The organism is Pseudomonas sp. TH34, from assembly GCF_016650865.1.
Lineage (GTDB): Bacteria > Pseudomonadota > Gammaproteobacteria > Pseudomonadales > Pseudomonadaceae > Aquipseudomonas > Aquipseudomonas yamanorum.
The window spans coordinates 442,875-458,983 of sequence record NZ_JAEKFB010000001.1 but is presented as its reverse complement, the minus strand read 5'-3'; the positions used below and the strand labels follow the sequence as shown (position 1 = coordinate 458,983).

Annotated in this window: 21 protein-coding genes; 4 read left to right on the top strand and 17 right to left on the bottom strand. The window is 54.7% G+C overall.

Going from position 1 to position 16,109, the window contains the following annotated elements; translation table 11 throughout:
- Nucleotides 1–39 precede the first annotated feature (39 nt).
- The 5 genes from JFU58_RS02200 to JFU58_RS02180 all read right to left on the bottom strand — a co-directional run bounded on the left by JFU58_RS02200 (nucleotide 40) and on the right by JFU58_RS02180 (nucleotide 2,997).
- Complete coding sequence (locus JFU58_RS02200; protein WP_084379470.1) at nucleotides 40–873, bottom strand: hypothetical protein; 834 nt, start codon at nucleotides 871–873, stop codon at nucleotides 40–42.
- Nucleotides 870–1,088 (bottom strand): hypothetical protein, encoded by a 219-nt coding sequence (locus tag JFU58_RS02195; protein WP_201139768.1) that lies wholly within the window; start codon nucleotides 1,086–1,088, stop codon nucleotides 870–872. The genes JFU58_RS02200 and JFU58_RS02195 overlap by 4 nt, the downstream gene beginning before the upstream one ends.
- Entirely contained in the window at nucleotides 1,075–1,506 is a 432-nt protein-coding gene (locus JFU58_RS02190) for a hypothetical protein (RefSeq protein WP_201139767.1), read from the bottom strand. The genes JFU58_RS02195 and JFU58_RS02190 overlap by 14 nt, the downstream gene beginning before the upstream one ends.
- A complete protein-coding gene (locus tag JFU58_RS02185; RefSeq protein WP_017529439.1) occupies nucleotides 1,503–1,919 on the bottom strand; it encodes a DUF5681 domain-containing protein in 417 nt (138 codons plus the stop codon). The genes JFU58_RS02190 and JFU58_RS02185 overlap by 4 nt, the downstream gene beginning before the upstream one ends.
- 706 nt (nucleotides 1,920–2,625) lie before the next feature.
- The gene (locus JFU58_RS02180) at nucleotides 2,626–2,997 is read right to left on the bottom strand and encodes a hypothetical protein (protein WP_201139766.1); all 372 of its coding nucleotides are present in this window, start codon (nucleotides 2,995–2,997) and stop codon (nucleotides 2,626–2,628) included.
- A 756-nt stretch (nucleotides 2,998–3,753) separates the two neighbouring features.
- Here JFU58_RS02180 and JFU58_RS02175 point away from each other — a divergent pair.
- A complete protein-coding gene (locus JFU58_RS02175; RefSeq protein WP_201139765.1) occupies nucleotides 3,754–4,614 on the top strand; it encodes a restriction endonuclease in 861 nt (286 codons plus the stop codon).
- 316 nt (nucleotides 4,615–4,930) lie between these two features.
- Here the strand turns inward: JFU58_RS02175 and JFU58_RS02170 are convergent, their stop codons facing one another.
- The 4 genes from JFU58_RS02170 to JFU58_RS02155 all read right to left on the bottom strand — a co-directional run bounded on the left by JFU58_RS02170 (nucleotide 4,931) and on the right by JFU58_RS02155 (nucleotide 7,194).
- Complete coding sequence (locus tag JFU58_RS02170; RefSeq protein WP_201139764.1) at nucleotides 4,931–5,878, bottom strand: toll/interleukin-1 receptor domain-containing protein; 948 nt, start codon at nucleotides 5,876–5,878, stop codon at nucleotides 4,931–4,933.
- A 54-nt stretch (nucleotides 5,879–5,932) separates the two neighbouring features.
- Entirely contained in the window at nucleotides 5,933–6,595 is a 663-nt protein-coding gene (locus JFU58_RS02165; RefSeq protein WP_201139763.1) for a DUF4145 domain-containing protein, read from the bottom strand.
- 84 nt (nucleotides 6,596–6,679) lie between these two features.
- Nucleotides 6,680–6,946, bottom strand: coding sequence for a DUF6953 family protein (locus JFU58_RS02160; RefSeq protein ID WP_201139762.1), 267 nt, complete (start codon nucleotides 6,944–6,946; stop codon nucleotides 6,680–6,682).
- Nucleotides 6,946–7,194, bottom strand: a complete 249-nt coding sequence (locus tag JFU58_RS02155) for a YodC family protein (RefSeq protein ID WP_242488187.1) — start codon at nucleotides 7,192–7,194, stop codon at nucleotides 6,946–6,948. The genes JFU58_RS02160 and JFU58_RS02155 overlap by 1 nt, the downstream gene beginning before the upstream one ends.
- 496 nt (nucleotides 7,195–7,690) lie before the next feature.
- Here JFU58_RS02155 and JFU58_RS32140 point away from each other — a divergent pair, with 496 nt between their 5' ends.
- Nucleotides 7,691–8,056, top strand: a complete 366-nt coding sequence (locus JFU58_RS32140) for a hypothetical protein (protein ID WP_242488185.1) — start codon at nucleotides 7,691–7,693, stop codon at nucleotides 8,054–8,056.
- Nucleotides 8,057–8,161: 105 nt separating this feature from the next.
- On the opposite strand, the gene JFU58_RS02145 is transcribed toward JFU58_RS32140, so the two are convergent.
- The 3 genes from JFU58_RS02145 to JFU58_RS02135 form a co-directional block, all read right to left on the bottom strand.
- Nucleotides 8,162–8,920 (bottom strand): hypothetical protein, encoded by a 759-nt coding sequence (locus JFU58_RS02145; protein ID WP_342215200.1) that lies wholly within the window; start codon nucleotides 8,918–8,920, stop codon nucleotides 8,162–8,164.
- 157 nt (nucleotides 8,921–9,077) lie between these two features.
- Nucleotides 9,078–9,314 (bottom strand): helix-turn-helix domain-containing protein, encoded by a 237-nt coding sequence (locus JFU58_RS02140; protein WP_242488183.1) that lies wholly within the window; start codon nucleotides 9,312–9,314, stop codon nucleotides 9,078–9,080.
- A gap of 118 nt (nucleotides 9,315–9,432) precedes the next feature.
- The gene (locus tag JFU58_RS02135) at nucleotides 9,433–9,636 is read right to left on the bottom strand and encodes a helix-turn-helix domain-containing protein (protein WP_065950537.1); all 204 of its coding nucleotides are present in this window, start codon (nucleotides 9,634–9,636) and stop codon (nucleotides 9,433–9,435) included.
- 185 nt (nucleotides 9,637–9,821) lie between these two features.
- Here JFU58_RS02135 and JFU58_RS02130 point away from each other — a divergent pair, with 185 nt between their 5' ends.
- Nucleotides 9,822–10,316 (top strand): hypothetical protein, encoded by a 495-nt coding sequence (locus JFU58_RS02130; protein ID WP_201139760.1) that lies wholly within the window; start codon nucleotides 9,822–9,824, stop codon nucleotides 10,314–10,316.
- Between the two features lie 3 nt (nucleotides 10,317–10,319).
- Here JFU58_RS02130 and JFU58_RS02125 read toward each other — a convergent pair whose 3' ends face one another.
- Entirely contained in the window at nucleotides 10,320–11,531 is a 1,212-nt protein-coding gene (locus JFU58_RS02125; protein ID WP_201139759.1) for a site-specific integrase, read from the bottom strand.
- Nucleotides 11,532–12,044: 513 nt separating this feature from the next.
- Here JFU58_RS02125 and JFU58_RS02120 point away from each other — a divergent pair.
- On the top strand, nucleotides 12,045–13,427 hold the full coding sequence (locus JFU58_RS02120; protein WP_177071172.1) for an MFS transporter: 1,383 nt from the start codon (nucleotides 12,045–12,047) through the stop codon (nucleotides 13,425–13,427).
- A gap of 60 nt (nucleotides 13,428–13,487) precedes the next feature.
- On the opposite strand, the gene JFU58_RS02115 is transcribed toward JFU58_RS02120, so the two are convergent.
- From JFU58_RS02115 to flgA, 4 genes are all read right to left on the bottom strand, one after another.
- Entirely contained in the window at nucleotides 13,488–14,237 is a 750-nt protein-coding gene (locus tag JFU58_RS02115; RefSeq protein WP_017475861.1) for a flagellar brake protein, read from the bottom strand.
- A gap of 95 nt (nucleotides 14,238–14,332) precedes the next feature.
- The gene (gene flgN, locus JFU58_RS02110; RefSeq protein ID WP_063027872.1) at nucleotides 14,333–14,800 is read right to left on the bottom strand and encodes a flagellar protein FlgN; all 468 of its coding nucleotides are present in this window, start codon (nucleotides 14,798–14,800) and stop codon (nucleotides 14,333–14,335) included.
- 48 nt (nucleotides 14,801–14,848) lie between these two features.
- A complete protein-coding gene (gene flgM / locus JFU58_RS02105; RefSeq protein WP_003214254.1) occupies nucleotides 14,849–15,172 on the bottom strand; it encodes a flagellar biosynthesis anti-sigma factor FlgM in 324 nt (107 codons plus the stop codon).
- Nucleotides 15,173–15,314: 142 nt separating this feature from the next.
- Nucleotides 15,315–16,079 (bottom strand): flagellar basal body P-ring formation chaperone FlgA, encoded by a 765-nt coding sequence (gene flgA, locus JFU58_RS02100; protein WP_063027874.1) that lies wholly within the window; start codon nucleotides 16,077–16,079, stop codon nucleotides 15,315–15,317.
- Nucleotides 16,080–16,109 lie beyond the last annotated feature (30 nt).

Genomic DNA, 16,109 nt, shown 5'->3' with positions numbered 1-16,109 from the left:
TCGGCGCTACCAATACTTGCGTAGCGCACGGAGGGGCAGTTAGGCCGCTTCGGATTGATCAGGAGACGCTTTTGCGGTGGTGCGAGTGGGCATTTTCGCCAGCCATTCGCGAAGCGCTTCGGAGCCTTCGCAGCCCGATCTCCACTTCTCAAACCGGCCGGTGTACCCATTCGAATTGGCAACCATGCCACTCAGTGCAACACCGGCATTGGAGGCCGTGGCCAGCACGTCATCGTAGATTGCTAGCATCTGCTTGAGCCCTTCAATGTCTTCGGCGCGCGACGCGGCAATGCCTGCGCGCGAAAGGCTGTCAGCCGCCTCTGGCGATAACCCGGAGAGCATTGGGTTTGCCCTGAGCACCGCCTCTACAACGTCGGGGTGACTGCCTGCGCGCGCTTCAGCCACTAGGCGCTGACGCTCCTCCGGCTTGAGGCCTCGCACGATGGCTCGCAGCTCCTGATCAGCCAGGAAACCAACAACGTCCGAGCTAGCGCGCGGCGTGACCGCTGCGAAGCCGCTGGCCACTGTCTGGGCCAACGTGAGCATATCTTTTGCTGCCTTCTCCATCGCCGGCATCAGGGCGGGGATGATTCCATCAATCTGCTCCTTGCCCTTGCGCTCAATGGCAGCGGCGTTGAGGTCCTTGTTCTCGCGAATCGAGAGAATTTCCTCTCCGAGGTCTTTGAACGCCTCTAGCGACAAACCCTGCAAATGGCGAACAGACTTCAGCAAGCCACCGGCCTGCCAGGTGCCTTTGGTGCCATCGGGTCGCTGAATATTGAATGTTCTTGCCTCTACCTGGGAGTGCTCGTATTCGGAGTAATGGAGGTTGGCCAAGCCAACTTTGAGGACGGATCGTTTGCCGATTTTCATTGGGTTACCTTTTGATTGTCTGGCCGTGGTTCGGCCGTTTTTTGGTCTGAGGCTTCGCTCAGGATCTCGAATAGGGACACGCTCTCTTGGTTGCCGCCGCCGGCTGCTGCGGCGTGCAACTCGTCCATAAGGGCGCTTATCTCTTGCACGTCTCGATTGAACTGAGTGAGCCCGGATTGCTGACGCAGCTTTGCCACCTGGTTACGGATGTTCATGCCGGGCCTCGATGATCAGTTGGTACTGTTCTGCGACGTGCTCTTTGATGTTTTGCCCATCAGCCAGCGGCGGGAAGATCCAGGCACCAGAACTTGGGAATGGCCGCATATCCATCACACCTACCGGAGCGGGGCGGCGGAGGCTTTCAGTTGAGCGGACGTGGAGAATGAACGCCTCTGCCAGATTGGCCGCGTCGTTGCTATTCATGGTGCACAGTGGGAAGTGCATCACCGTTTGCGCGCCCAGGACTGGATAGTTGAATGAATGGCCCACGGTCTTTGGGTAGTCCATCTCGTCCTCAACCGCGTCAACCCTGCAGTCCACCACCGTCAACATAACGAGAACTGTCTCTTCGTCGTCGGCGCCGATCTTTTCTGCAATTCGCTTGAGCTCGGCCCGCATCCACTTAATGCTCATTGCCGCATTCCCTCCATCTGTTCGCGGAGTTCTTCGACGGCCTTCTGTAGCTCGGCAACCTCGATGACTCGGGCAACAGCGCCTAGCCCTTCGATCAATGCCTTGCCCTGGTCGGGCGGTAGCTCGCCGGCGGCAACTGCGCGAAGGATTGATTTGGCTGCGCTGGGCAAGTCGGTGTCGTCCAGGTCGAAGCACACTGTCTCGGCAGTTGGCTTGATTGGCGGCACCAGGCGCTCAAGGATCAGCCGGCAAGCCTGCATATCGCCCTTCTTGGCTGCTGTCAGAACCTTCTTTGTCACGGCGTCTGCACCTTCCGCGAGTCGGGCGCGCAGCTCTTGCGTCTGGCCGGATCGGCCGCCGGGATTACCCGACTGTCCGGGCTTCCATTTGCCGGCTTTATCGCGATCAGTCATGCGGCGGGCGATTCCATAGCGATGACCGGTTTGTTTTCAGCGAGCGCTATTAGCAGGGCGGATGCTTGAACGCTTCCGTCTGCTGCGGCTTCGCGAAGGCGGCCCCAGGCGGCAGCAACTTCGGAGCGAGTTGGTTTGTGCTGGCGTCCTCGGGCGGGCTTAGCTGTGTTCATAGGTGCTGCCTCGAATGGGTTTTGAGTGGCTCAAAAACTCACATTAGGCATGATCTGATCATTTATCCAGTGCTTTTTAGGTGCACTCTAGGTGATACACATAACCGGATTAAACGGGATTGAAATAGTTGGTTTTGGCGGGATTGGAGAGGGTGTTTTTGTTGCAGTAAATCGAGGATAGTCAAAGTGATACAGGGCTGGGATTTCAGCTCAGTCCGGCCTCAGATTGAGGGTGGGGCGGGGAGGGCTGACCTACCGTTTCGGTATGTCGGGTTTCCGTGCCACGTTTTGCGAGATTTGAAAACGTGGCGCGGATTCAATGTGTCCAAATTTGGACCGATCTTCCCCAAACGGGGCAATACCTCTGACTACGGGCATTTGTGAAAGCAGGATTTCCTGCTTTGGGAGGCTTGTGCTGGCCTGGCTCAACTCTGGCCTACGGACAGAATTGCATGAGGCGGCGCTTCACCACCTCACCGCCTACAGGTGAGCCAGGATCCCTACTACCTGCTTCAACCCTAACGCAGGACTGCCTATTCATCCTGCCAACTATCAGCAGCTGCGACAATTCCCTTCGCACGCATTCGTGCTATGAAAGGTACGCCGTCACCGGTGAGGTGACTTCCGTCGGGCAACGTTCCACTGTTCGGCTTGGCTGCGGTTAACGGGGCTCCGTAAACTTCTTTGTGGTACTCAAGACAGGCTTGTCCAATGCCCTGACCCTTGCAAGCATCTAACGCTAGATGGCAAATGTGGAAGTAAGTTGTGCCCGAATAGTCGTCCTCCCGCTCATCAAGTTCGATCGTGCCTACAAGTGCACCAGCTTCTCTCACATGAATTTTGTGCGTGTCATCCTCGATCTCAATCTCGTAAGTTTTGCCGTTCGTTTCAAATATTTTACTCATTTCAGGCCTCCATATGCCCAATCGATTCGAAAGACTATCAGCTTTCCCACAGCTGGCACCGAGTGCCGATGCGCGCAGTTTTAAGCGCATCTTCTACAAGTGGGGCACCTCCCGGCGAACACCTGCTCCGGCCTGCTGTCAGGTTTCGAGGGCGTGGTCATGATGACCATCACTCTGCGGCACCGCCTCTCCAAGCCCCGCCCTGAAACGTTAGGTAACGGCGAACTAACGTTAGGAGCGTTACCGAGGATCTGTCGGGATATCCGACACTTCTGGCTCCACACTTTTTGCGGAGTCGCCATTTTTGGATCGTCCCGCAGTTAGGCCGTACGGTCCGATTCGGCTCATATGGTCTGTCTCGAAGGGAAAGGGAGAGGGCGCCGTCCCTGGGCTTGCGGCAAAGGTATGGTGATGTTGACCACCCCTCCGTCTATTGTTGTCCACACTTTGTGGCCTTTCCGCCATGCTCAGTGAGACCAAATCGTCTCAGTGAGAGAGATTCGGCACATTTATCAATTTGCTCCTCATTGCCGAAGGCTATCAATTTGATGTCACCTGAAGTTGTGGGTGGGCTACCCTTACCAAGAGCTCCAAATGCGCCGTAGTCACAACTCAAGGCTGTGAGTGTGCCGGAGTTGATTTGCAGATGATGAAACGGCATATGGGGCTATAAATTACTGCCGTCTTCGATGGCTAAAAATTCTACGCCGGAAGGGTGGGATTCAAGCGCCCATACTAATTCTAGGAGTTTCGTTGATGTCCGATGGGAAAGCTTATGAGGTTTTTGTTCAGAGCCTTCAGCAAGCCATGCTGGATTCTGAGCGGTTTTCTGATCAGAAGACTATAAAGATCGAGCGCAATAAAAAAATAGAAGATAATTTTGGTATTGTGCGGGAGTTTGACCTGTATTGGGAGTATGAGCTCGCCGGGGTTTTATATAAGACCGTAATTGAATGCAAGGATTATGCGTCGAGAGTATCAATAGAGAAAATAGATGCTCTAATTGGGAAAATTCGAGATATACCAGATTTAAAGCCAGTCTTCGCGACTCGTACGGGCTATCAAAGTGGTGCCGAGCAAAAGGCTAAAAACAATCGCATTGATCTGTTGATTGTTCGAGAGCAGAGAGATGATGACTGGGTTGATAAAGACGGAAATTCTCTTATTCGAATGGTGAATATCAATATAGATGTGGAGTCTTGCCCAAGGATTACCGACTTTAGGCCTAGGGTCGACGGTGCATGGCTTAAAAAGAATTTGGACTTTGCTGAAGGGGTTAAACTCACTACGACTGGTTTGAATACCGATATTTTCATAGAAGATGTTTTTCGTGGTGAAACTTACTCGCTATATGATCTCGCATACCGACTGGATGGGAAGGCAGACGGTAAATATGGTGCTTTAATGTATGCTGAGGTTTTTGAGGAAGCTTATTTTATTAACGACGGCCTTAGGATGAAGTTGGTCTCCTATGAGGTGGATTATCAAAGGTCTAAACCACATAGTGAGTTAGTGGAAATTGACTTTTCAAAAGAGCTGATTGGGGTGATTGAATATATACATAAAGGGTCTTCGACTGCGATTTTTAGGGATAAAATAGTAAGGGATTGGAAATAGGGGAGCTCGAAAGAGAGTGTTTATTTACCGATCCTGCAAACTATTCCAGTCAGCGAGACCAAAACTACACGTATTTTAACATTTCACTATGGGCGCGGAATATCGCTGTGGGCGTTAGCCAGATGCGCGCAGTACCGCTCGCATCTTGCCAAAAGATCTAGTGCATTCAAGTTTAAGTCCTCCGACGTTGGCCTAGTTTCGGCCAGTCTCACTTTCTGGATTTGAACTCGGAGGGGCAGAGTTGAGATCCGACCCTTATCTAGAGTTTGAGACAAATTTGCTAGCTGGCTCAGAGTGTCGATGGGGTTTAGTGCAACTAACCTTTCGGTGGAAGCAATGTATCTAGTACTTTGATTCCATATTCGTTTGCGAATAATGAAACGATAATGTCGTTCGCGTCAAAGATAAAGAATTCCGTTTTTTTTGTCATGGCAAAAAAGTTCTTCGCTATTATTGCTCCACCTTGTTCAATTGCCTCAATATGATCAATGTCTGTTCGGTGGGGGAAGAATGCGGCTAAAGCCGCCGTTCCTAGCGCGCGCATCCCTTTAGAAGGTGACCAATGATCCCAATGCCAGATCCCTTTGGAAGGGCAGTATGTTTCGTTTTCGTTTTCGTCGCCCAGCATATACCCCCATTCTTTGCTATCCCACATCCACTGCGGCGGGGTAAGTGCTTTTCTTAACGGGTCAAGCACTTCGTGGGTGCTGGCGTTGCCGATTAGTGTCATAGGTAAATCACTAAAGTATGACTCTGCTCTGTCGCGGATGTTTGCAACTCTGATTTGCTCCGCCAGACAAAGTGTAATATCAGCTTGAGTAGCACCATTCGCCACCTGAAGTATGACAGGGCCAAGTGTGAGGCCTCTTCGGTGGTGGTCAGATAGATCTAAGTAAGTCCTGCTGCTGAGTAGTTTAGGTAGGCTATTTTTGCAGTCGGCGTCGATTATGATTGGAACTATATTTACTTCGTCATCATCTGCAAGGTTATCCATCATAGAAAGCTCTCGGTATAGGCCGGAGTCAACTTTTTGTGATGAGACTATATATTCATTGTCGCAAATGCAAAATATTGTTATTGGTCTTTTGCTGAGTGCTTTAGATATCGTGCTGTCAATAGTTTTTCCGTAGGGAATACTATCTCTATCCCAGAATACTTCGTACTGCCAAGATAAGTGAGAAATTATATTGTTTCTCATCCACTCCTTTTTTTCTAGTGTGCCGCCCCACGCATAAGAGATGAAGATATTGCCTTCCTTTTTCATTGATGTTTTCCGTAAGTCAAAATCAAATGGCATTTCTTAAAATGTTAACTCGTATCATTGGAGAGTCATCGCAAGGAAACGCTCCACATCATCAATCATGCCTTTCACATCCCCAGCCGTGAACTCCTCTGGTTTACCATGCGCGGCGCTGTTGCGGATTGCAGCCAAAGCGGTGATCCGTTTTTTCTGACTGGCGTTATATGCGCCGGCCTTAGCCAGGTCATCGTTCATTTTGTTGAGGCTACCGTGCTCTAGCTCATGGGTAGTACACAGATCGCGCAAAGTGGTTTCGAGCACAACTCCAGCAATAACTGCCGCAGCTGTTGCGTAACCCGACTTGAGGAGCTCTTCCGATTGCTCTAGTTCTATGGTGAACAGCTCTGCCTGAACAAGATTGCGGACCGTATTGAGGTAGCCGCCTTCAAAATCATCTTTCGCCGCCAGAAATATCGCTCGTTGCCGTTTGAGAATGTCGTAGTTTGTGTTTCCGCCCGCTACGTTAACAGCGTTTTTCAAGCTTTCCAGATGGTGAGATTTTTCCCCGCACACCCCGAGCAATAGGGTCTTTGCTTTGATCTGCCAATTGAGTAAGTCATTCTGGTCGACGTAGTCGGCTTGACGGCCAGTCAGTGCGTTTCTGGAGGTCGTTTTAGCGGAGGCGATACTCTCAACCTGGGCTACAAGCTCGGCGAATCGCTTATCGAAAAGCTTCGTCATTTCGAATTCCTTTTTCTAATCGTTTGGCTTGACACGCTGCAAGTGGAAACAGGCCACCGATCGCCGGCGGCCTGTCGCGTGATATTAACCTCTAGCGTCTCGCCCTGGTTCATCCTCAGCTACCCGGAAACGCCAATACCGATCTGGTTTTACCCAAACCACATTTTCCGGCGTTAACTTACGAAAGGCGGCCAGCACGGCCTTGCCAATCACCTGGTTACCGTCGGAGTTTTCAACCAGCAAATCTTCCCGGCCTGATTTGACAAGAAAGTCCACAACGTCGTCTTGATAGATGCACGAATCTCGTTCGATCTCAGCTAGCATCCACTGAGCAACAGAGTCAGTATCCATTAGCTTTTCTCGGGTTTTACGAGCTCTAGAGACTCGAGTTTGAAGCGTCCCGTATCCAGTTTTTTTCCTGCAAACCATTGGCAATCGTAGCTTTTGTAGTACTCACTCCAGCCTTCCACTGTCATGTCAGGGCCGCCTGACTTCAATTTGACGATGTCGCCGACCTTAAATTCTTTTCCTGTAGCCATGATTTCCAAATCCTCGTAGGCAGGGGGCATCCCTGTGATTTCGATATGGGGGCTGGCCATTTGCTTTCAAGTGACTCATGGCTGCAGTCGATGGGCCTGCAATTATTTTTCACTCTCTGTTGCGTCAGCACTAACAGCGTGACATTATCTTTTTGTGTCAGCACTAACAGGAGGGTGATATGGAAGATTCGGGCAGCGCGCCAAGCAAGCGAACCGGGGCGGACCGGCAGCGAGAATTCGCGGAGCGGCAGAAAACAGCAGGATACAAACGGACAACTGTCTGGATTCACGAAGAGACAGCAAAGGAGGGGATCAGAGCGGCAAGGGCAGGAAAGCCACTTGAGCCGATGGAGTCGAAAGACCCCTTGAGCTGGGCGGCAGGCTGGATAAGCGAGAAGGGTAAGCAGTAGGTGAACTGATTGTTTACCCCAGCAATCGGCTGAAAATTTAGCCGATCGGTTCGATGGTCCAGATTTGGGCCATCTCAGAAGAGGTGCCAAGCCGCTGCGCTAACAGCGGCCTGGCGATCACACGACGAAACTTGAAGGTAGACGTCATGCAACTTTACCAAAATATCAGTAACGCCCTGAAAGGCCAAGATAAGTCCGAATCTGAAGGGGAGGGGGCGGTAGGCACTGAGGTGTACGGCTCTAGCTCCGTAGACTTGCCTTTCTTCACCGAGAACCAGCGAACCTTGGTGATGGAGCTAATCCTGGCAGAGCGCCGTCACGCTACCCGGTGGTGGACACACCTAAGCGAGTTGCGGCGGCGTAAGGAGCTCCCTGAGTGGGTTGCGGCGGACATTGGCACTCATGATGAGCATGACCGTCTGCTTGAGAGTAGGAAAGCTGTCAATCAGGCTTTGTTCGGATCGGATGACCTGGGCGGCGATCAGCAATACCGCGCGGTGGTGCTGGAGTAGGGCTGGCAAACTACGAAACCTTCGCAGCATCAAGGGCACTACCCCGAAACAGGGTGGTGCCCTTTTTTCATTTGCTGGCGGCGGGGGCCTTTTCGGCAAGGTAGATCATGTGGAGCTGTATGCCTCCAACCACTCATCAACACTTTGCTCCTGGGGTGGCTTAAGGGTGTGTATGGGGGAGCAAATACTTATCTTATTACCGTACTCCCTTATTACCTTGTTTCCGTGGTTTTCAGCGCACGTAGTTGAATTCGGCTGAAACCCTTGTAGCTCGTGGTCTGTAGCAGTTTCCTTGTGCCCTGAGATTGTGCCCTCCTTGTGCCCTCCTTGTGACTTAGTTGTGCCCTCCTTGTGCCCTAGAATCGCCGATCGAGCTTGATCAGCAGCGATGGTCACGTGCCGGATTGACTGCACATCAAGGCGCTCATTGGTTACGCTGCCCGTCAGTAAGAAACTGGATAGTTTGCCCATGCATTTGTGGAACCGCTGCATCCGATCTGGCATCTGCAAACCCATGGACGCCCAGAACTTGTAGAAGTGGCTCCGCTCACCTACGCGGAACTCGCCAGCAGGAAGAGGATCACCGGCCTTGCCGCCCGCCGTGGTCCGCTTTCGAGCCAGGTCCACGTTGAAGATGGCGTATGCGGGTTCACCTGTGATCACCGATGCGAAAATTAGAGTCAGGCCCGCAGCTCTGCGCTTCCCGTAGTGACCAGTGCGGTGTCCCACGTACTCGTAGGCGTCAATGCCGGCCGCAACCAATACCGATCGGCAGATCTCTCGCGCATTGGCATTCATCCACTCAGCCGGCACGGGCTTGCCGCTCGCCGGTTGAATGGCGAGCTGCCCACGCTCAATGCTCACCGCGTCGCCACGGCGAAGTAGTTTTGTGGCTAGGCATTCCACTGAATCGACCTCAGCGTAACTCTGCTGGATAACCAGCGGGCCGAAGCCCACAAGCAGCTCACAGGAAGACGCAAGAGGTCGCCGCAAAACTGCGGAGACCTCTGCGAACTCTGGATTACGACGCTTCGCGCATCAGGATGTACTTGGCCACGCGGTGAGGTGGCCGGCCTGGCTCGGTGGACTCGTGCGTCCAATAGGTGCGGATCTCATGACCCTTTTTCCTGAGGCGGCGGATGGTGTTGGGGGGCTGGACGATATCCAGGTCCTTGGCGGCTTCGATGGTCGATACCGGCCCGTTTCGCAGGGCCTCCATCATCTTGCAGTCTTGCTCTGTTGAAGAATGACGTGTCATAGTTTGCCCTTCACGTTGGTGCTATCCAGTGTGTTTTCGCTAAGGCGGTGCTCGAACACCGCCTTGGCAATCTTCCGCGCAGCCCTGCGCAACCCCCAATCCTTATTCTTTTCGCACTTCACCGTGCGCCGACCTTTGCTGCGCGCTCGATAAAAGCCTTCAGCTCGGATGCCAGTGCCAGGCGTCGGCGGCCGATTTTGAAAGTTTTGAGTTCACCTTGAGCGATCAGCTCGTAGGTGGCCGAGCGCGAGATACCTAGAATGCGGGCAGATTCTTCGACGCTCACCGATAGCGGCGCCATTTGTTGCTGTGCTTGTTCCATGGTGGTCTCCCAAAAAACGAAGCCAGAGAGGCGTCGTGTTTCGCTAGCCTACATCGCACAAAACTATATTTGCAAGCAAAAGCTAAATTGACTCGTACTCGCATGGATTGACAGGGGTTTGCGCGTCGCGCAAGCTGTGGCAATCAGGTCAGTCAGGCTGACCTCATCAGAGTAGATGGAAATGTATGGCCACTAAGACAAGTAAGCGGACTGGCGAATCGAGCACCACGGTAGCCGTGGGCATTAGGATTGACCCTAAAATTAAGTTCGCGCTGGATATCATGGGGCGCCTACAGAAGCGCTCGCTTACTGCAGTGATTGAGTGGGCAATATCGAACGCTATTGCTCAGCAGAGTTTGGATTTCGACGGCAATACTCTGTCCTCTGTTCTCGATAAGGTCTGGTCTACCGACGAGTCTGCAAGGCTGGTAATGCTCGCTCACCACCTACCTGAGGCTCTCACTTATGACGAGCTCAGGATTTGGGAAACAATTAAGGCCTCCGATTATTTCTGGCACACCTACCCGGACGGTTCTTTTGGAAATGACTTCAACCGATTGGTCTTATCCCGTGTCAGGGGGGCCTGGAAAGAGACTTTGGATCATGTTGAAAAACATAAGTCATCTCCAACAATAGTTGCGATGACGCCCGATGACATCATCGTTGATATTCCGTTCTAGAGTCTAAATGAGCTCCACCGCCGCCGCCTTGGTGCCTGGCGCCAAGTGCGCGTAGCGCAGCGTCATTTTGATATCGGCGTGCCCCAGCAGATCCCGCACCGTGTTGAGCGGTACGCCAGCCATTACCAGGCGTGAAGCGAAGTCGTGACGCATATCGTGCCAGCGGAACCCGACGATCTGCGCCCGCTCAAGCAATTTGAGCCAGGCGCTTTTCACGTCCTCAAAACGACCGCCGCCTTGGCCAGGGAAGACATACGGCGACTCGCTCACCTGCTTTTTCCAGGCTTCCAGCACACCGATGGTCTCCTTGTTCATCGGGATGTGGCGCGTATCGCTTGTCTTGGCGGTGGCCCCGGCGACTGTGATTGTCTTTGTATCGAAGTTCACCGCTGACCATTTCAGGTCGAACAGCTCTCCGCGCCTCATGCCGGTATTCAACGATATCAACACCATTGGCTTCAGGTGATCGGTAAAGGGCAGTTCCAGCAGGCTTGGCATCGGCTCTCTATGGCGGTCCGTTCGCCAGGTGTTTGCACTCTCGCGCTCAGCTCTCATTTCATCCTGTCGAGCGTCCAGGGCGTCGCGCAGGCGCTTGGTCTCGTCAGCAGCCAGGTAGCGAATCACCCCCTTTGAATCGACTTTGAGCTGTTTCAGCTTGGCCAGCGGGTGTGTGTCGATGTACTCCCATTCAACGGCGCGACTGAAAACACCACTGATCGAGCCCATTTTTCGATTCACCGTCGATGCCTTGTTGCCGGCTTGCATCCATCCGGTGCGGATCTGCTCCAGGTCTCGCCCGGTGATCGCGTCCAGGCGCTGGGACATGATTGGATCAAAGTTATTGCTTAGGGTGTGTTGTGTCTTCTCGTGGCCTTTGTGATGAGCTTTGAACCACGGCATATAGGTGTCGTCGATGAAATCGCGCAGCGAGGGCAGGGCTGACCCCTTGCGGCCCTGGGCGATGGCCAGGGGCTCGCCGTGGGCGTGCGCATCGGCTAAGTACTGGGCGGCCTCGGTTCGGGCTTGGTCTAGAGTAAGCACGCCGACACGCCCGAGGGTGGCGTTTTTGTTTCGGCCCCAAGTGACCATGTAGGACTTGTGACCGCTGGGCAGCACGCGAATGAAGAAGCCGGGTTGCACGGTGTCATGCACGCGGTATGCTTTCGCCTCGGCGGCTAGGCTGCCAATTAGCTTCTGAGTGATTTTGGATTTCAAGGGTTCGTCCGTGACAGCGGGGTGGCAGCAAAACGCACTATACCGCTCGATGTTCACGGACTCAATGGGACTAAAAGGCCCAGTAATACTGGGCTTGTGGCTGTACCTATTGGGTCTAAATTGACCCTCCTAAGGGGAAGGTTGGCCGTTCGAACCGGCCCTGGGACACCACATAATCGTTCCTGCCCCCGCGGCCGGAACGTCAGCAAGCCCCGATCAGATTTATCTGGCGGGGCTTTTTTGTGGCCGGGCGTTTGAGTGCGGCAGTCTTTTCAAACACCAACCGAACCTTGCCCGCGTTTGAGGTTCACACGGGAGGCATGGGTGGGGCGGAGCAGGTATTCGTCTGCATCGTGTACCTCGCAGGTCACTGTCGAGCGTCTGACACGTAGCCAATTGGCATGAGCAAAATATTCCCCGGCAACCGCGTGTTTTGGCTGTCCGGACCCGACGACCCGGGACTATCATTCCGGTAGTCCTGACACCCACTGCAAGGAGCCGCTCGGAACGCCGATGCGCCAGATCTGGAAACCTTTTCGAGCCCTTTATTTTGCTTCCCTGATGATGCTGATCGGCTCTGGCCTGCTCAGTACTTACCTGGCCTTGCGCTTGGCGGCAGATCACGTCGACAGCCTGTGGGTGGGTGCGTTGATGGCTGCCAACTATTTTGGCCTGGTATTGGGGGGCAAGATCGGTCACCGCCTGATTGGCCGCGTCGGGCATATCCGTGCCTACGCCACCTGTGCAGGGATCGTCGGCGCGGCGGTGTTGGGCCACGGGCTGATCAACTGGCTGCCAGCCTGGATTGTGCTGCGGATGATTGTCGGCCTGGGCATGATGTGCCAGTACATGGTCATCGAAAGTTGGCTTAACGAGCAGGCTGAAGCCAAGCAACGCGGTGCGGTGTTCAGCGGCTATATGATTGCGTCGTACCTGGGCCTGGTGCTGGGCCAACTGATCCTTGTGATGCACCCTGAGTTGGGCCTTGAGTTGCTGATGCTGGTCGCGCTGTGTTTTGCGCTGTGCCTGGTGCCGGTGGCCATGACTCGCCGTATTCACCCGGCACCTCTGCATCCGGCGCCGATGGAGCCGCGCTTCTTTATCAAGCGGGTGCCGCAGTCCCTCAGTACGGTGTTGGGGGCCGGGCTGATTGTGGGTTCCTTCTATGGTTTGGCGCCGCTTTACGCGTCCCAGCAGGGGCTGACTACGGAGCAGGTCGGTCTGTTCATGGGTAGCTGTATTTTCGCCGGGCTGCTGGTGCAGTGGCCGTTGGGCTGGTTGTCCGATCGGTATGACCGCGCGCTGTTGATTCGCTGCTTTGCCTTGTGCCTGGCGGTGGCTGCGTTGCCGTTGGCGATCATGACCCAGGTGCCGTTGGAAGTGCTGTTTGTCGCAGGCTTTCTCTGTTCTCTGGTGCAGTTCTGCCTTTACCCGCTGGCCGTGGCGTTTTCCAACGACCACGTCGAGGGTGATCGGCGGGTGTCGCTTACGGCAATGTTGCTGGTGACCTACGGTATCGGCGCCAGTGTCGGCCCGCTGTTGGCCGGTGTGGTGATGAAGCTGTTCGGCAGCCACATGCTGTATGCGTTTTTCAGCCTGTGTGCGTTGATCCTGGTGTGGCGCATCCGGCCCAAGGCCGTCACCAACCTGCATCAGGTGGACGATGCACCGCTGCATCACGTGGCGATGCCTGACAGCATGTCCAGTTCGCCGCTGGTGGCGTGTCTCGACCCGCGAGTGGACGAGCAGGTGGTGCAGGAGCAGATGCAGACCGCGGTTCCGGACCCTGAGCCTGAAGTCGATCCCGAGGTGGAGGAGCCATCACCCGTCACCGAGCCCCCGGAGCATCCGGACCCGGATGATCACCCTCACGACTTGAGCAGGGCGCGCCCCTGAAAGCAAAAACGGGCAGTTCCCTTGAGGAACTGCCCGTTTTTCTATCGCGATCTTTAGTGTTTAAAAATCATCGTCCTTGTCGAAGCGGCGAGCTTCACGCTGCAGTTGATACACAAACCGCTCGACCTGACGCTGCACCAGCCCGCTCATGTTATGAAAGCGTACGCCGGCGAAGGTGGTGTTGATCCTTTCTTCGAAGTGCAGGTAACGCAGTTCCACCGAGGTGGTCATGCTGCCAAAGGGCAGGGCGGCGATAAACCGGTCGTAGACCTGGCCCAGTTGCAGGCGCTCGGAGATGTCCCCTTCGAAACGCAATTTGCAGCCGGTGGCGGAAATGTCCAGCAACTTGCCACTGATGGGGGCCTTGAGTTTCTCGCCACCCAGTTCGACGCTGACCAGTTGCGCCAGCTTCAGGGCGGCGCGGAAGGCATTGCGACGCTGATGGTAGATCACTTCGTCGGGCATGCTGCCGCGGTAGATGCGGTGGCCGCCAGCTTCGTCGATGGTCAGGGTGCCGTTGCTTTCCCAGGCCACTCGCACGCCATCGTGGAAACCTTCGATACGGAAAGCTTCGCCATTCTCAAGGTAGCGTTCGCCGTCCCGCGGGATCATTTCGTCCAGGGCTAGCGTCTTGCTGTCGCGGTCGATTTCCACCAGGTAGCTTTGAAAGCGCTGGTTGCGTTCGTGGAAGGTGATGATCAGCGGATCATGGCTCTCTTGTAGCATCCGCAAGGTGCCCGCGATTTCCAGCGGCGTGGTAAGTACCTTGGGTGGCTGCGGAGCATCTTCCGCGTTAGGGGCGTTGAACACGGTTCTTCCATCTCCAGACAAAATACGACTACACGCAAGTGCTTTCATTTTGCCAGCATGTGACGCGCCTTGGATAGGGCGCGCGTGAGCTGGTTTCAGGCTTGGCTGCGGGTGCTTGGCTTGGCCAGGCGTGAGGTGGAGCCTTGAGCGTTGTAGAGGGCCGGAGGCTCGCCGCCGTGGAGGATACGCAACTGGTTGGCGGTGGTGGCTTGTTGCAGCTGGATCGCCTGGCCGTTGAGGAGGTTGGTTTCCTGGCACAGGGTCAGCAATTGGTTGAGTTCTTTGCTTTGGGCCAGCAACTGGTCGCCCACCGTAGAGTGGCTGGCGAGTTGCTCCAGGCCTTTGTGGTCGGCCGAAAGGCCCAGGCTGACGAGAATCTGGCTGCGCTTCTTGCCGTGCTGTTCCAGCAGGACGATCAGCGATTGCTTGCGCGCCAGAATTTCTTCCAGCATGCGCATGTCCCGCCCGAACAGGGCCAGGGACTCTTCCCGAAGTAGCTCCAGCAACTGCTGTGCGGGAGGCAGGTCTTCAATGATCAGTTGTAGCAAGTTTTCGTCGTGCATGGCTGGCCTTGGGTTTTAAGCGTCCAAAAGCCTGGCGCAGGCCTTTGCCTAGCGCTCGGCTTCGAAGTTAAGCAGCTTGCTGGCTACACGGTTGCTGTCGACCTTATAGCTGCCATCCGCAATCGCCTGCTTCAATTCAGCCACGCGGGCTTTATTGACAACTGGCTGATCGCTCAGCGAGTCAGTGACCTTCTGCAACTGTTGAGCCTCATTGCTCAGGTGTACCGATTCCCCGCTTTGGCTCGCGCCGGCCTGTTCTGTCTTGGCAGGCAGAGGCTGGGACTTGGCTTCAACGCTGTCTTTGGCACCGTTGGTGCGCGAAGAACCGGGCGTTGGCAGGGCGTTATTCAAACGACTGAAATCGATGACCATGTTAAAAAAACCTCTGGGTATTTGGACGCTTGCCATGTTTTCGGCCATACCCGGACAAACTTTAGGCTCGATTGACAATAAACCTATACGCGATGCCGCGTTGCACACAGTGTAGGAAAAGCCGGCGTCCGATGCCAGTGATCTATAAAGCCACCTCAACTTGCCCCGGCGCCGTCACCCGGGCCTTGATCACGCGGTTGGAGTTGAGGTTCTTCACGCGAATCTGTTCACTCATGCCGCCATTGGAGAGGGCTTCCCCGGGCATTTTTACATTCAGGCCGCCGCTGCTGGCGGAGATCACCACCTGGTCACCTTTGCGCACCACTTCGGCCTGTTCAAGATGGACCAGGGTAATCACCTGGTCGGTGACCATTGGTCGGGTAAGTTTCTGCCCGAGCGCCTGATCCAGGGACGTGAGATAGCCCTGATTGATCAGGCTGATGTCCCGCTCGCGCATCGCAATGTCCTCATCACCAATGATTCCGGTGCGTTTCAGCGGGCGTGTCACCACCACGACATCGCGGAACAATTTGACCTGGGCCGGCACAAACACCGTCCAGGGCGAGGCGCCTTCACAGCGCACCTTCACGGTCACGCGCCCGATGGGCTGGGCAGGACTTTCCAGCGAAGCTGTCAATTCTCTGTCACACATGGGCATGCGCAGGCGCGGATCCAACTGGTTGACCTGGATTTCATAGCGGCCCGGTGTCTGCGTCGTCGCCAGATAATCTTCTACAGTGAACTCAAGAAAGCCTTGAGTGACGCCGATAAGTAGATCAGGCAAGGTGACGTTATCGGCGCGGGCCGGCTGGCCCGTAGCCAAGGCAAGCAACGCCATCGAGACGCAGAGCAATCTGCGGTACTGTGGGGATCGGAGGCGTCGGGAAACTGTCGTTTTGATGTCCATGGCCAATAAAAAAGCAAAGCTCGTGCCGTT

Excerpts from the sequence above, each read along its gene's own strand:
- flgM (WP_003214254.1), bottom strand. The coding sequence starts at position 15,172 with ATGGTCATCGATTTCAGTCGTTTGAATAACGCCCTGCCAACGCCCGGT.
- JFU58_RS32140 (WP_242488185.1), top strand. The coding sequence starts at position 7,691 with ATGCAACTTTACCAAAATATCAGTAACGCCCTGAAAGGCCAAGATAAG.
- JFU58_RS02130 (WP_201139760.1), top strand. The coding sequence starts at position 9,822 with ATGGCCACTAAGACAAGTAAGCGGACTGGCGAATCGAGCACCACGGTA.
- flgA (WP_063027874.1), bottom strand. The coding sequence starts at position 16,079 with ATGGACATCAAAACGACAGTTTCCCGACGCCTCCGATCCCCACAGTAC.
- JFU58_RS02185 (WP_017529439.1), bottom strand. The coding sequence starts at position 1,919 with ATGACTGATCGCGATAAAGCCGGCAAATGGAAGCCCGGACAGTCGGGT.
- JFU58_RS02175 (WP_201139765.1), top strand. The coding sequence starts at position 3,754 with ATGTCCGATGGGAAAGCTTATGAGGTTTTTGTTCAGAGCCTTCAGCAA.
- JFU58_RS02170 (WP_201139764.1), bottom strand. The coding sequence starts at position 5,878 with ATGAAAAAGGAAGGCAATATCTTCATCTCTTATGCGTGGGGCGGCACA.
- JFU58_RS02155 (WP_242488187.1), bottom strand. The coding sequence starts at position 7,194 with ATGGCCAGCCCCCATATCGAAATCACAGGGATGCCCCCTGCCTACGAG.
- JFU58_RS02135 (WP_065950537.1), bottom strand. The coding sequence starts at position 9,636 with ATGGAACAAGCACAGCAACAAATGGCGCCGCTATCGGTGAGCGTCGAA.
- JFU58_RS02160 (WP_201139762.1), bottom strand. The coding sequence starts at position 6,946 with ATGGATACTGACTCTGTTGCTCAGTGGATGCTAGCTGAGATCGAACGA.
- JFU58_RS02140 (WP_242488183.1), bottom strand. The coding sequence starts at position 9,314 with ATGACACGTCATTCTTCAACAGAGCAAGACTGCAAGATGATGGAGGCC.
- JFU58_RS02190 (WP_201139767.1), bottom strand. The coding sequence starts at position 1,506 with ATGAGCATTAAGTGGATGCGGGCCGAGCTCAAGCGAATTGCAGAAAAG.
- JFU58_RS02165 (WP_201139763.1), bottom strand. The coding sequence starts at position 6,595 with ATGACGAAGCTTTTCGATAAGCGATTCGCCGAGCTTGTAGCCCAGGTT.
- JFU58_RS02120 (WP_177071172.1), top strand. The coding sequence starts at position 12,045 with ATGCGCCAGATCTGGAAACCTTTTCGAGCCCTTTATTTTGCTTCCCTG.
- flgN (WP_063027872.1), bottom strand. The coding sequence starts at position 14,800 with ATGCACGACGAAAACTTGCTACAACTGATCATTGAAGACCTGCCTCCC.
- JFU58_RS02195 (WP_201139768.1), bottom strand. The coding sequence starts at position 1,088 with ATGAACATCCGTAACCAGGTGGCAAAGCTGCGTCAGCAATCCGGGCTC.
- JFU58_RS02180 (WP_201139766.1), bottom strand. The coding sequence starts at position 2,997 with ATGAGTAAAATATTTGAAACGAACGGCAAAACTTACGAGATTGAGATC.
- JFU58_RS02200 (WP_084379470.1), bottom strand. The coding sequence starts at position 873 with ATGAAAATCGGCAAACGATCCGTCCTCAAAGTTGGCTTGGCCAACCTC.